The 13,513-nt window shown below is 45.5% G+C and carries 15 protein-coding genes; all 15 read left to right on the top strand.

All coding sequences use genetic code 11. From position 1 onward, the window contains the following. Nucleotides 1-40 precede the first annotated feature (40 nt). The 15 genes from ABDB98_RS10795 to cmk all read left to right on the top strand — a co-directional run bounded on the left by ABDB98_RS10795 (nucleotide 41) and on the right by cmk (nucleotide 13,438). On the top strand, nucleotides 41-1,099 hold the full coding sequence (locus tag ABDB98_RS10795) for a helix-turn-helix domain-containing protein (RefSeq protein WP_438420145.1): 1,059 nt from the start codon (nucleotides 41-43) through the stop codon (nucleotides 1,097-1,099). Next, nucleotides 1,092-2,582, top strand: coding sequence for a RecQ family ATP-dependent DNA helicase (locus tag ABDB98_RS10790; protein ID WP_438420144.1), 1,491 nt, complete (start codon nucleotides 1,092-1,094; stop codon nucleotides 2,580-2,582). Before ABDB98_RS10795 ends, ABDB98_RS10790 begins: the two co-directional genes overlap by 8 nt. A gap of 14 nt (nucleotides 2,583-2,596) precedes the next feature. After that, a complete protein-coding gene (locus ABDB98_RS10785) occupies nucleotides 2,597-3,184 on the top strand; it encodes a CPBP family intramembrane glutamic endopeptidase (protein ID WP_047475711.1) in 588 nt (195 codons plus the stop codon). Continuing rightward, nucleotides 3,162-3,938: a LysM peptidoglycan-binding domain-containing protein gene (locus ABDB98_RS10780; RefSeq protein WP_438420143.1), complete on the top strand. Its 777-nt coding sequence runs from the start codon at nucleotides 3,162-3,164 to the stop codon at nucleotides 3,936-3,938. The genes ABDB98_RS10785 and ABDB98_RS10780 overlap by 23 nt, the downstream gene beginning before the upstream one ends. A 63-nt stretch (nucleotides 3,939-4,001) precedes the next feature. Continuing rightward, complete coding sequence (locus tag ABDB98_RS10775) at nucleotides 4,002-4,460, top strand: YpbF family protein (RefSeq protein ID WP_016939124.1); 459 nt, start codon at nucleotides 4,002-4,004, stop codon at nucleotides 4,458-4,460. 87 nt (nucleotides 4,461-4,547) lie between these two features. Next, the gene (locus ABDB98_RS10770) at nucleotides 4,548-5,336 is read left to right on the top strand and encodes a metallophosphoesterase (RefSeq protein WP_438420142.1); all 789 of its coding nucleotides are present in this window, start codon (nucleotides 4,548-4,550) and stop codon (nucleotides 5,334-5,336) included. Nucleotides 5,337-5,487: 151 nt separating this feature from the next. After that, nucleotides 5,488-6,072: a genetic competence negative regulator gene (locus tag ABDB98_RS10765; RefSeq protein WP_060964877.1), complete on the top strand. Its 585-nt coding sequence runs from the start codon at nucleotides 5,488-5,490 to the stop codon at nucleotides 6,070-6,072. Between the two features lie 159 nt (nucleotides 6,073-6,231). Next, nucleotides 6,232-7,506 (top strand): NAD-specific glutamate dehydrogenase, encoded by a 1,275-nt coding sequence (gudB, locus tag ABDB98_RS10760; RefSeq protein ID WP_016939121.1) that lies wholly within the window; start codon nucleotides 6,232-6,234, stop codon nucleotides 7,504-7,506. A 106-nt stretch (nucleotides 7,507-7,612) separates the two neighbouring features. Beyond that, nucleotides 7,613-8,596: a YpdA family putative bacillithiol disulfide reductase gene (locus ABDB98_RS10755; protein ID WP_016939120.1), complete on the top strand. Its 984-nt coding sequence runs from the start codon at nucleotides 7,613-7,615 to the stop codon at nucleotides 8,594-8,596. 94 nt (nucleotides 8,597-8,690) lie between these two features. After that, nucleotides 8,691-9,347: a glutamic-type intramembrane protease PrsW gene (gene prsW / locus ABDB98_RS10750; RefSeq protein ID WP_045925478.1), complete on the top strand. Its 657-nt coding sequence runs from the start codon at nucleotides 8,691-8,693 to the stop codon at nucleotides 9,345-9,347. A gap of 130 nt (nucleotides 9,348-9,477) precedes the next feature. Then, entirely contained in the window at nucleotides 9,478-10,344 is an 867-nt protein-coding gene (sleB, locus tag ABDB98_RS10745) for a spore cortex-lytic enzyme (protein ID WP_438420141.1), read from the top strand. A gap of 24 nt (nucleotides 10,345-10,368) precedes the next feature. After that, entirely contained in the window at nucleotides 10,369-11,718 is a 1,350-nt protein-coding gene (gene ypeB, locus ABDB98_RS10740; protein WP_438420140.1) for a germination protein YpeB, read from the top strand. Nucleotides 11,719-11,805: 87 nt separating this feature from the next. Next, nucleotides 11,806-12,462 (top strand): flagellar brake protein, encoded by a 657-nt coding sequence (locus tag ABDB98_RS10735; RefSeq protein WP_438420139.1) that lies wholly within the window; start codon nucleotides 11,806-11,808, stop codon nucleotides 12,460-12,462. Between the two features lie 46 nt (nucleotides 12,463-12,508). Continuing rightward, complete coding sequence (locus tag ABDB98_RS10730) at nucleotides 12,509-12,685, top strand: YpfB family protein (RefSeq protein WP_438420138.1); 177 nt, start codon at nucleotides 12,509-12,511, stop codon at nucleotides 12,683-12,685. Nucleotides 12,686-12,763: 78 nt separating this feature from the next. Further along, entirely contained in the window at nucleotides 12,764-13,438 is a 675-nt protein-coding gene (cmk, locus tag ABDB98_RS10725; RefSeq protein ID WP_016939114.1) for a (d)CMP kinase, read from the top strand. Nucleotides 13,439-13,513 lie beyond the last annotated feature (75 nt).

The following is a 13,513-nucleotide window of genomic DNA, read 5'->3' as shown; positions in this document are numbered from 1 at the left end:
AAACGAAACTTGTCACAGAAGGAATGTAGGTGTGTTTAGATTGGCGATAAACTACTTTGATACCGTGGTTCTCGACTGTCTGGACAAAATAGACGGCGAACGGACTCCGAGTGCTGTGTTTCATTTATTAAAAGGAAAAAAGTCGTCTCAAACCATTCAGGATGCCGGCTTATTTCAGATTGCTAAATATTTCGGCATGGCTTCTCAGTGTGAACGCGGCGACATTGCGGATTCTATGCATAAACTCGCCGGGGACTCATACATTACAGCCGGAAAAGAAGAGGGAACGTGTAAAGTGACTGCACGCGGCGTTCAAAAGCTCGAACGGGCATTTGCCGAGCGGCCTTGGCCGAAGCACTGTCACGGCGCGAATTATCAAACGCCGGCCGTTACCTTGTGGAAGCGGCTTTCCCTGCTCATTCAAGTCCTGTCAAACAAAGAGCGCCAATGCAGTCAATATATCCCGGTTACAAACGATGTGCAGGCGCTGAGATGGGTCAAACGGTTCATGCGCAAAAACAGAGACGCCAAAGAGCTCTCCGTCCAAATGCATGACGCGCTGTTTCAGCTTCTGCAAGGCGTAAGTGAACGGCAGGCCCTTATTTTTGTCTATTCTTTAACATCTTTCGACAGAATCGGCAAAACGAATAAGCAGCTCGCTTCTCAGCTGAACGAAGATGAATGGTATGTGTCCGTCCAGTTTTGGGGAGCGGTACATTATGTTATTCAATCGCTTCCGCAATGTGCACATCCGGCTCTAGGCGAGCTGTTGTCCGATTTGCGGGCGGAAAGCGCGCTGACACAGTCTGCCAGGAAAACCTTGGAGCTTTTGGAAAAAGGTTTTCCGATTGAAAGGATCGCCGCGGTCAGAAATTTAAAAACCGCCACCATCGAAGATCATATCGTAGAAATATCACTGCATCAGCCTGCATTTTTTATAGAACAGTACATTTCTGAAGAGGACCAGCGTATGATAACGGCATTTGCAAAACAGCATCAAACGAATAAAATTAAACGGATTCGCGAAGGAATGCAGATGCGCTTCAGCTATTTTCAGATCAGGCTCGCGCTGGCAAAGGCGGTGAAACAGCATGACTGAGCTCCATAAAGCTTTATACCGGCACTTTGGTTTGCATTCGTTTAAAAAAGGGCAGGAAGAGATTATGACTAGCGTGCTCCAAAAAAAGGATACGATCGCCATGCTTCCGACCGGCGGGGGAAAATCATTATGCTATCAGCTTCCCGGTTACATAATGGACGGACTCGTGCTGATTATTTCGCCGCTCCTTTCATTAATGGAAGATCAGGTGCAGCAGCTGAAAGCGAAAGGAGAAAAACGGGTTGCGGCATTAAACAGCATGCTGAATGCTGCCGAGCGGCATTTTATTCTCAGCAACATCAGCAGGTACAAATTTCTTTATATGTCCCCTGAAGCCCTCTCGTCACCTTATGTGCTGAACCGTTTGAAAAACGTCCCGGTCAGTTTGTTTGTCATTGATGAGGCTCATTGCATATCAGAATGGGGGCATGATTTCAGGCCTGATTATTCAAAGCTCGGGCCCTTCAGGCAAGCACTCGGCAAGCCGCCTGTATTGGCGCTGACCGCAACAGCGACAAAAGAAACGCTCAGTGATGTGACGGACGTGCTCGGACTTGAGCATGCAGTGCGCCATCTATATTCTGTCAACCGGCCGAATATTCTTTTGACGGTTGAACATTTGGCTGATAATGCCGAAAAAATAAGCAGGATCACGGATCTCGTCAAAAAGCTTGAAGGCCCGGGCATCGTGTATTGTCCGACCAGAAAGTGGGCGGAAGAGCTTGCGGCTGAGCTGAATGAAAAAACGGGAAAGCGGACGGATTATTATCATGGAGGGATGGATACAGGCGACAGGATTTTAATCCAGCAGCAATTTATCCATAACCAGCTTGATTGCATTTGCTGCACCAATGCGTTCGGCATGGGTGTGGACAAGTCTGATATCCGCTTTGTCATTCACTTTTATCCTCCCCAAACGGCTGAGGCCTTTATGCAGGAAATCGGCAGAGCAGGACGCGACGGCAGCCCGAGTGTCAGTATTTTGCTGAGAGCGCCTGGCGATACAGAGCTTCAGCAGCAGATTATTCAGACAGAAAGCTTGTCTGATTATGATCTGGAAGGCATTCTGGCCATCATCCGGGACGCCGGTACGAGCGATGAGCGAAAGCTTCGGGACGTTCTTATAAGTAAGGGCGTTCAGGAAACGCAGGCGCGAACGGCCATCCACCTGTATCTGCAGGGAAAAACCACAAAAGAACAGCTGCAGGAAGAACTGACATACCGCGTGGAAAAGAAGCTGCATAAAATGAACCGCTTTTCGGCGTTATTGGAGCGGGAAGAATGCATAAGAAAAGCGCTGTTGGCTTACTTTGATGAATCGTATGAGCCTGAAGATCAAACAGGACAATGCTGCAGCAGCTGCGGAGTTGATCTGGCCCCGTACGAGCAAAAAGGAGAACGGAAAAACATGGAGCGGTTTGAAGATTGGAAGATGGAATTAGGCCGGATTTTCGGTTTAGAGTCTGCGGGTGAGTTGAGCTGAGACGGCAAAGCGAATTGATCCATCAGCTCTCAGACCGGGAGATTGTCATACAGCTTTATGTTACCCAATTGCTCATATTGGCGGCTTCAGCCGTTATCGGCTTTTTCTTTTTCACCGATGTTCACGATTTTTTAAAGCTGTGGCATATACGTGACGATAAAATCATATGGTACGGTGTAACTCTTGCCGTCCTTGTCATTTTTGCCGATCTGGCGGTGATGAAATGGTGTCCTTCGCATTTATATGATGACGGCGGTATTAATACATTGCTTTTTAAGAACAGGCCGGTTTTGCACATTTTGTTTTTGACGCTTCTCATTTCGTTCAGCGAAGAGATTTTATTCAGAGGCGTCCTGCAGACACATATCGGTTTATGGGCCGCCAGCTTGATTTTCACCGTGCTTCATTTCAGATACTTGGCGAAGTGGCTTCTGTTTATTATGGTTGCGGGCATCAGTCTTTTGCTGGGACTTATTTATGAATGGACCGGCAATTTATTCGTTCCGGTTACAGCGCATTTTATTATTGATGCGGTATTTGCCTGTCAAATCCGTTTTCAATATGTGAGGAGGGGTTTGCATGACGGAAATGTCAAGAGTTGAAAGAAGAAAAGCTCAGCTGCGTGCCGAGCAGCAGGTTGCCGCGGCCGCGGATGAACAAATTGAATATCTTGAAGACAGCCTCCCGACAAGACAATCTGTAAAAGAGGAGCGTAAAAAAAAGGAAGAGCAGGTGAAGGAAAAAACCAAAACAAAAACACCGCTGTTCACTTTCCTGACCGTTCTGTTTATTATTGTGACAATCGGTGTCTTTTTCGGTCTTCTGTATATGACGAACAGCAGCAGATTTGACCCGAAGGATTATGAAGATGTCTTCATAGATCACAGTGAAAGCGCGCCTGCCGTTACTCCGAAAGGGGACGTTCAGAAAGAAACATCCAAAACCGCTCTTTTAAAAGAGCTGGAAAAAAAGCCTGAGGCCAAAGAAAAAAAAGAAACGGCCGCATCTGAAAAAACGAAAGAAAAACCGATTGAAAAAACACCGGAAAAAACGGAAACGGCTTCAGAAAAACAGGTGGTGACGCCGACAGAAACCGAATACGCGGAGGCCAAACAGCAGTCTCCGCCGGCTGTCCGTGAAAAAGCGGTTCCGGCTGCCGGCAGTGATCAAGCCGGAACCGTCCGGCAAAAAGTGCGGACCGTCCAGCATACTGTACAGCCGAAAGAAACGCTTTACCGCATTTCAATGAAATATTATAAAAGCCGGGCGGGCGAAGAAAAAATCCGCAGCTACAACGGGTTAAACGGAAACGATGTGTATACCGGCCAGGTTCTGAACATTCCGCTGTCCGAATAAATACATATTTTCACCGCGGCTTTCATATAGTGTATCAATGAAAACGGACAAGGTGTGAAGCGCATGGATTCTTTATGGAAGCAATTAGACCGATTTGCTGACGGACCGACGAAACAAATGCTTCAGGCACTGGTTAAAAGGAAATTAAAATACGAAAATTATGCCGCGCAATGCCGAAGATGGCAGTGGGCGTCCCTTGTTTGCTTTTCCCTGATGTGCGTACTGCTGATTTTTAAAAGCTTTAATGCCCCTCAAGCTTCTCCGCAGCTGATTCTGCAGGAAATATTAGGCCATACGGTTTATTTGTGCTGGATTATGGCTTCCGCTTTTGCGTATTGCACTTCTTATTATTTTAAAAAAAAGGAAGAAAAAGCTGAGGGAGAATTTCATAAACTGAGATGTGAAATTATCCAAAAAAGCACGGATTTATGGCCCCAGCCGGAAAAATGGCGGGCGAGAGAATCCGTTTTTCACTTAATGAAACATCGGTATGATATCAATCTTTATTTTGAAAGCAAATAAAAAGAGGCGTTTTCCGGAAAGGATAGAAACGTCTTTTTTTGTTTGTCCGTCTAATGTAAGACAATGACAGAATGGAGAGTGCATTTTATGAAGCTTACAGCGGGAATTCTCGGCTCATTGGCGGGAGCTGCTGCAGTTATGGCGGCCGTCATGTACAAAACGGCAAACGGCAGCCATTTGAAAACACATACATTTACGCTTGATAAAATGAAAGGGATGAAGCCGCTCACCATCTTCTTTATATCTGACGTGCACCGCCGTTTAATTGATGAAAAGCTTCTCTGGGAAGCATCGGTTTATAAGCCGGATGCGGTTTTGCTCGGCGGTGATTTGGCGGAGGGCGGAGTTCCTTACGCCAGAATTGAAGAAAACATCAAGCGTCTGACGGCTCTTGCGCCTGTCATTTATGTGTGGGGAAATAATGATTACGAGGTCAGCCAGCAAAAATTGCTCTCTCTTTTAAGGGCATATAAAGTGATTCCGCTGAGAAATGAATCGGTTCAGTTTGCTTATAAAGGGGAAACCGTTACGATCTGCGGCGTGGATGATATCCGGATGATGATGGATGATTACGAATCTGCGGTCAGACATACGGATGCAAACCAAGTAAATCTCTTGCTTTGCCATAACCCGGAAATCCATGAACAGATGAATGAGTCTGACGGAATTGATGCCGTGTTCAGCGGCCATACGCACGGCGGCCAAATCCGTTTCGGCCGGTTCGGGCCGTATGAGTTGGGCGGGACGGGCACGGTAAAGAAAGCGCATTACCTGATCAGCAACGGCTACGGCACGACAAAAGTTCCGCTGAGACTCGGAGCGAAACCGGAGACGCATATCATTACGCTGTGCGGACCTGATGAGCCGTTTTCCTGAAACAAACCCGGCCGTTCCGATAAAAAACGGCATTCTGCTTGTCTTCCCGCTGTACACGGTGTAAACTGATAACAAATTAAGAACCTATGACTCATTTATTCATATACTGTGTTATATGATTTGTGTGCAAGAAGAGGCAGGAGGGAACATTATGCGGCTTGAGCGTCTGAACTATAATAAGATTAAAATCTTTTTAACCCTCGACGATCTCACTGATCGGGGATTGACAAAAGAAGACCTCTGGAAGGACTCGTTTAAAGTCCACCAGTTATTTAAAGATATGATGAATGAAGCAAATACAGAGCTCGGCTTTGAAGCGAATGGTCCGATCGCGGTGGAAGTATATTCTCTTCAGGCACAAGGCATGGTTGTGATTGTAACGAAAAATCATGACGCGGACGCAGAAGATGACGAATATGACGATGATTATATCGAGATGCAGGTCAAACTTGACGAAAGCCCGGATATTATTTATCAGTTCCATTCGTTTGAAGATATCATTCAGCTTGCCGGGAGCCTTCATCGCATCGGGATTACCGGCGGAACCGTCTACCACTATGAGAACCAATACTATGTAAGTCTTGAAGACCTCGGCTCCCGTTCTGCCGAAGGCGTTGTCTCGGTGCTGGCCGAATACGGGCATCCGGCGACGATCACGATTTACAGGCTCCATGAATACGGAAAACTCATCATGGACGGCAATGCTGTAGAGACCATCCAGAAACATTTTTCATAAAAAAGATGAAACGGCTGCTGTTTTCAGCGGCCGTTTTTTTTTGAGCGAAATTATGGAAAAAATCATTGTCTTTCTCCTATGCACGGAGATATTGAAGGTGTATACTAGTCACTGAAAGGGAGCATGAGAGAAACAGAAGATTTTAGGAGGTTAACTCAAATGGCAGCCGATCGATTCACCGGTCATAATGAAGAAGACAAACATGATGTATTAAAATCAACCCAAACCGTAATACATAAAGCTCTGGAAAAATTGGGGTATCCAGAAGAAGTGTATGAACTGCTGAAAGAGCCGCTCAGATTATTAACGGTTAAAATTCCGGTTCGGATGGATGACGGGTCTGTGAAAATATTTACAGGCTATCGTGCGCAGCACAATGATTCCGTAGGTCCGACAAAAGGCGGTATTCGTTTTCACCCGAATGTAACTGAAAAAGAGGTGAAAGCACTTTCTATCTGGATGAGTTTAAAATGCGGCATTATTGATCTTCCTTATGGCGGTGGTAAAGGCGGAATTGTTTGTGATCCGAGAAATATGTCATTCAGAGAGCTTGAAAGACTGAGCAGAGGATACGTCAGAGCAATCAGTCAGATTGTCGGACCGACTAAAGACGTCCCGGCGCCTGACGTATTTACAAACTCGCAGATTATGGCTTGGATGATGGATGAATATTCACGAATTGATGAATTTAACTCACCCGGCTTTATTACGGGAAAACCGCTTGTACTCGGCGGATCCCACGGCAGGGAATCAGCTACGGCAAAAGGCGTCACCATCTGCATTAAAGAAGCGGCCAAGAAAAAAGGCCTCGATATTCAGAACGCGCGCGTCGTCGTACAAGGTTTCGGAAACGCGGGCAGCTATCTGGCAAAATTTATGCATGACGCCGGCGCGAAAGTTGTCGGAATTTCTGACGCGTACGGAGGCCTTTACGATCCGGACGGTCTTGATATTGATTATCTGCTTGACCGCAGAGACAGCTTCGGCACAGTGACGAAGCTCTTCAATGACACCATTACGAATCAGGAGCTGCTTGAGCTTGACTGTGATATACTGGTCCCGGCAGCGATCGAAAACCAAATTACAGAAGAAAACGCTGACCGCATCAAAGCGAAAATCGTAGTAGAAGCTGCAAACGGACCGACGACACTGGAAGGAACGAAAATCCTGACAGACAAAGGAACGCTGCTGGTTCCCGATGTTCTGGCGAGTGCCGGAGGTGTGACGGTTTCTTATTTCGAATGGGTTCAAAATAACCAGGGCTTCTACTGGAGTGAAGAAGAAGTCGAAGAAAAACTGGAAAATATGATGGTAAAATCGTTTAATAATATTTATGAAATGTCCCAAAACCGCCGGATTGACATGAGGCTTGCGGCTTACATGGTCGGCGTGCGGAAAATGGCGGAGGCTTCGCGTTTCAGAGGCTGGATATAAACCAATCGTTTGCATAAACAAAAAAAATCTCCTATGATAATATAGGAGATTTTTTATATGAGTGGAAACTTATGATGGAAATGCCAAATCGCAGGAGTTGAAGGACATGACAGAAGAAAAAGCAATTATAATAGGCGGAGGTCCTTGCGGATTATCGGCGGCTATACATCTGAAGCAAATTGGCGTAAACGCCCTTGTTATCGAAAAAGGAAATGTCGTAAACAGCATTTATCACTATCCGACACATCAAACTTTTTTCAGTTCAAGTGAAAAACTGGAGATCGGCGATGTCGCCTTTATAACGGAAAACAGAAAACCGGTCCGAATACAGGCTCTCTCGTACTACAGAGAGGTTGTCAGAAGAAAAGAGCTTCGTGTAAACGCCTTTGAAACGGTGGAGCGCGTCACGAAACAAGAAGACGGCCGTTTTCTTGTCGAAACGTCAAAAGACCGCTATCTCACTCCGTTTTGTATTATCGCGACAGGATATTATGATCATCCGAATTATATGAACATACCGGGTGAAGAGCTTCCAAAGGTATTTCATTACTTTAAAGAAGGCCATCCTTATTTTGATAAAGATGTCGCGGTGATCGGCGGGAAAAACTCGAGTGTAGATGCGGCTTTGGAATTGGTGAAGTCCGGCGCGCGCGTTACGGTGCTCTACAGAGGAAATGAGTACTCCCCGAGCATCAAGCCGTGGATTCTGCCTGAGTTTGAGGCCCTCGTCAGAAACGGAACAATCCGGATGGAATTCGGCGCTTGTCTTGAAGAAGTGACGGAAGATGAGATCATTTTCCGCTCCGGCCGGAATGAGACGGTCAGGCTGAAAAACGATTTTGTATTTGCCATGACAGGATATCATCCCGATCACGGATTTCTTGAAAAAATCGGTGTGCAGATTGATGCAGAATCAGGCCGGCCGTTTTTCCGGGAAGAAACGATGGAAACAAATGTTGATGGTGTTTTTATTGCCGGGGTTATTGCAGCGGGAAATAACGCCAATGAAATTTTTATCGAGAACGGCCGTTTTCACGGCGGCTTGATCGCAAACGAAATTTCAAAACGGCTGGGTGCAGAGAGCATATGATCATTCATATGCTCTTTTTTAGAAATTGGAAGATGTAAAAATATAAACAACATGGTACGATAGATATAGGAATATACAGGAAAGAGGTTGCCTGATGTTTGCAATCATCTCTGCAGGAATTGCTCCCGGCATTGCGCTGTTAAGTTATTTTTATTTAAAAGATCAATATGATAATGAACCCGTACATATGGTGCTGAGGTCTTTTTTTCTCGGAGTTGTACTTGTGTTTCCGACCATGTTCATCCAGTATGTTCTTGAAAAAGAGCATGTAGGGGGAGGAAGCTTTTTCGTTTCGTTTTTGTCTTCGGGCTTCTTGGAAGAGTCGGTGAAATGGTTTGTTCTGATGATCAGTGTGTACCCGCATGCTCATTTTGATGAGCATTATGACGGAATCGTTTACGGGGCAAGTGTGTCATTAGGCTTTGCGACGCTTGAAAATATCCTTTATTTATTCGGCCACGGTGTTGAGCATGCTTTCATCAGGGCGATTCTGCCGGTCTCCTGCCACGCGCTGATCGGGGTGATCATGGGGTTTTATCTTGGAAAAGCCCGCTTTTCGCAGAAAAAAGCCCGCGTGAAGTGGCTAGTGATTTCACTGGTTGTGCCTTCATGTCTGCATGGTTCTTACGATTTTATTCTTACCGCCCTCAATCATTGGGTATATTATATGCTGCCGTTTATGCTGTTTTTATGGTGGTTTGGGCTGAGGAAGGCAAAAAAAGCACGTTCCGTCAATATAATCCAAGTATGAAGAAACCGCGCGCCGCGTGCGGTTTCTTTTTTATGCCTTGACAGGGGATAAGAAGGAAACGTGCATAAAAATAACCTCGTGACAGACAATACGGGTACACTTTAAATTTTGCTGGAGGAGGCTTGAAAAGATGAAGTGTAAAGGAGCGCTTATGGCTTGTCTTATTCTATTTTCATTCGCCGCCGCTATCTTCGATCATGAAACGGCCCATGCGTTTTCAAATCAAGTGATTCAAAGAGGCGCAACGGGTGATGATGTTATAGAATTGCAGGCCCGTCTGCAATATAACGGATTTTATAACGGGAAAATCGATGGTGTTTACGGCTGGACGACATACTGGGCCGTACGGAATTTTCAGGAGAAATTCGGCATGAAGCCGGTTGACGGCCTCGTCGGCGCGAAAACCAAGCAGGTGCTGATTTCAAAATCAAAATACTACCGCGAATATGTAATGGAGCAGATTCAAAAAGGAAATACGTTCACCCATTATGGCAACGTTCCTTTAAAAAACCAAACGAAACCGTCAGCCGGCGCCCAGAAGTCTGCTAGAACGAATAAGCCCGCTCAAAAACCGCAAAACAATACAGGCGGTCATTCAAATCAAAAGCAAAATACGACAGCGGCCAATATGCCGGGCGGTTTCTCAAACAACGACATCAATCTTCTGGCGCAGGCTGTGTACGGGGAAGCGCGCGGTGAGCCGTTTGAAGGACAGGTTGCCATCGCCGCTGTTATTTTAAACCGTATTAAAAGTCCGTTATTTCCGAATACGGTGGCCGGCGTCATTTTCGAACCGCTCGCGTTTACCGCTGTTGCCGACGGCCAAATATATATGCAGCCGAATGAAAGAGCAAAAGAAGCGGTTCTTGATGCGATTAACGGCTGGGACCCTTCTGAAAACGCGCTTTATTATTTCAATCCTGATACGGCGACAAGCAAATGGATTTGGGGACGTCCGCAGATTAAACAGATCGGAAAACACATTTTCTGTGAGTAAAAGTACGAAAAATGAGGTGTTAACATGATTAGAGGAATCATTATCGCTGTTCTCGGTGTCGCGATCGCCGCAACCGGGTATTGGGGATATAAAGAGCATCAGGAAAAAGATGCGGTCCTTCTGCATGCGGAAAATAATTATCAGAGGGCATTTCATGAACTGACATACCATGTAGATCAGCTTCACGACAAAATCGGGACGACGCTTGCTATGAACAGTAAAAAATCTCTGTCTCCGGCGCTCATTGATGTATGGAGAATAACATCTGAAGCTCATAACAATGTGAGCCAGCTGCCGCTGACTCTCATGCCTTTTAATAAGACGGAAGAATTTTTATCCAACATAGGAGATTTCAGCTATAAAACATCTGTCCGGGATTTAGATCAAAAACCGCTCGATAAGAAAGAATATACAACACTGAACAGCCTGTACAAACAGGCGGAGAACATTCAAAACCAGCTGCGCAGCGTTCAGCATCTCGTCATGAGCAAAAATCTGCGGTGGATGGATGTTGAGATGGCGCTCGCCTCTGACAAAAAACAAAGCGATAATACGATCGTCGACAGCTTTAAAACAGTCGAAAAAAATGTAGGCGCTTTTTCTGAAGACAGCACCAGCCCTACGTTTACAAGCGCAAATACAGAAAGAAAAGGTTTTACGCATCTGAAAGGAAAACAAATTACAGAAAAAGAAGCGGTCAAAATCGCGCAACGGTTTGCGCCTGATCATAATTATTCAATTAAAGTGGTCAAAAGCGGCCGGAAGACGAATCGGGACGTATACAGCATCCGCATGAAAGACGCCGACAGCAAGTCTTTTATCTATATGGATATTACCCAAAAAGGCGGACATCCGGTCTATTTAATTCAAAAGCGGGCCGTGAAGAAACAAAAGATCAGCCTCAATGAAGCATCTAACCGGGCCGTCGCGTTTTTAAAGAAAAACGGTTATGAAACAAAAAATCTCGAAATTGATGAAAGCGCGCAATATAACAACATCGGCGTCTTCTCGTTTATTCCCATTGAGAAAAACGTCCGTATTTATCCGGAAGCCATCCGGATGAAGGTGGCGCTGGATGACGGTGAAGTCGTCGGCTTCTCCGCGCGTGATTATTTGGCGGCGCACCGCACGAGAACAATTCCGGCTCCGGCTATATCGGCTGATGAAGCGAAAGCGAAGCTGAATAAAAATGTTGAAGTCCGGGAGACGCGGCAGGCACTGATCACGAATGAACTCGGACAGGAAGTGCTTTGCTATGAAATGCTCGGGACGATCGGGAAAGACACATATCAAATGTTCATCAATGCGGACGACGGAAAAGAAGAAAAAATAGAAAAATTAAAAAGTGCAGAACCTATATACAAAGACCTATAAAAATAAAGGAGGAAAGGACTAAAAGTCTTTTCCTTTTTTTCATTACATGCTTTAATAAAAGCATAAATAATGAAAGAGTGAAGGCCTATGATAGCTGTCGGAAATTATATTTGGATTGAATACATAGAGAACAATGAGTGCAAAAAAGCGAGGAGCAAAGCAGTCAGTATTGAAAGCGGTGAACTGTACATCTCATATCCCGTCGATCTGGATACGGGACGGACGGTCTTTTTGCACAAAGGGTTGGAGATAACAGCTGAATGTATGGGGAACGGCCAAGTGCCTTATCAATTTAAAACCATAATCAAAGGAAAGAAAAAAGATCCCATCCCGATGATCGGACTGGATATTCCTCCAAAGGAAGAAATGAAGCGGATTCAAAGACGCCGGTACGTCCGTGCAGACGCTGTATTGGATGTAGCCGTCAAAATGAAAGCGGAAAAAAACGCCTTTCAAACGGTTTCTTCTAATATGAGCGCCGGCGGAATTGCAGTTGTGCTGCCTGAATATATTTCCGCGGAACCGGGTGAAAAGCTGTATGTTTCGTTCACTCTCTCCGAAAAGGAAAATACAGCGGATATAACGGCCGAGGCCGTTACCCAGCGGGTTTTTTATGATGAAAAGGCGGCGAAACGAAAAATGACGCTTGAATTTACAGACATCGACCCCGCGTCTCAGCAGCATATACTCCGATACTGTATGCGCATGCAGCTGCAGCAGAGAAGAAACCGTCTGCCGGAATAAACTGAAGCGCACTTTTCCATACTAATCCTAATGGAGGTGCGCGTGTATGAAAACATTTGAACGTCTGCTGGTCAAATTGGTCTGCATTCAGCTCGTTATTTTGGGCGCCGTACAGTTTTTGCTTCATTATCAGCCTATTGAACCTTATATTTCGAAAGCTGTGAAATATGAAGGAGTGGATAAAATGGAGAAAAAAGAATGGATTGAAACGTTAAAGCGGTAAATCGTCTCAATTTTTTCGCCCCTTTTCGGACAGTTCATGATACAATCCATAGAGGAGTAAAGAGCAAGGAGAGAGATTATGGACAAGAAATTATCAATTGCAATCGACGGTCCGGCGGCTGCCGGAAAAAGCACCGTTGCTAAAATAGTGGCTGAGAAAAAATCATATGTGTACATTGACACGGGAGCGATGTATCGTGCCATTACATATACGGCGCTCAAGCAAAATGCCGATTTAACGGATGAAGCCGCGCTCACAGAGCTTTTGAAGCGTACGGAAATTGAGCTTGTATCCGCTCCGGAAGGACAAATCGTTCTGGTAAACGGTGAAGATGTAACAGAAGAAATCCGAAAAGACGAAGTCAGCAACCAAGTATCAATCGCCGCCAAGCATAAAGGCGTCAGAGAAGAAATGGTGAAAAGACAGCAGCAGCTCGGAGAAAAGGGCGGCGTCGTCATGGACGGCCGTGATATCGGAACTCACGTGCTGCCTGATGCGGAAGTGAAAATTTTCCTTTTGGCGTCCGTTGAAGAAAGAGCGAAGCGCCGATATGAAGAGAATAAGAAAAAGGGCTATGACGTGAATTACGAGACGCTCATTGAAGAAATTGCAAGACGCGATAAACTCGATTCAGAGAGGGAAGTTTCCCCGCTGCGCAAAGCGGACGACGCGGTTGAAATCGATACGACGTCACTGAGCATTCCTGAGGTCGCAGGAAAAATTCTGGAGATCGTTGAACAGAAATCACGTTAACATCGGGCGGAGCTCATTTTAATTTTTTTCAAAAGACAAGATGTTATTGCTTGACAAACCAGTCCTTTTATTAGA

Origin of the sequence: Bacillus siamensis, assembly GCF_051628075.1 — a bacterium.
Taxonomy (GTDB): Bacteria; Bacillota; Bacilli; order Bacillales; family Bacillaceae; genus Bacillus; species Bacillus siamensis.
Note: the sequence above shows the minus strand (reverse complement) of the source record. Positions and strands in the feature narration are given on the sequence as shown.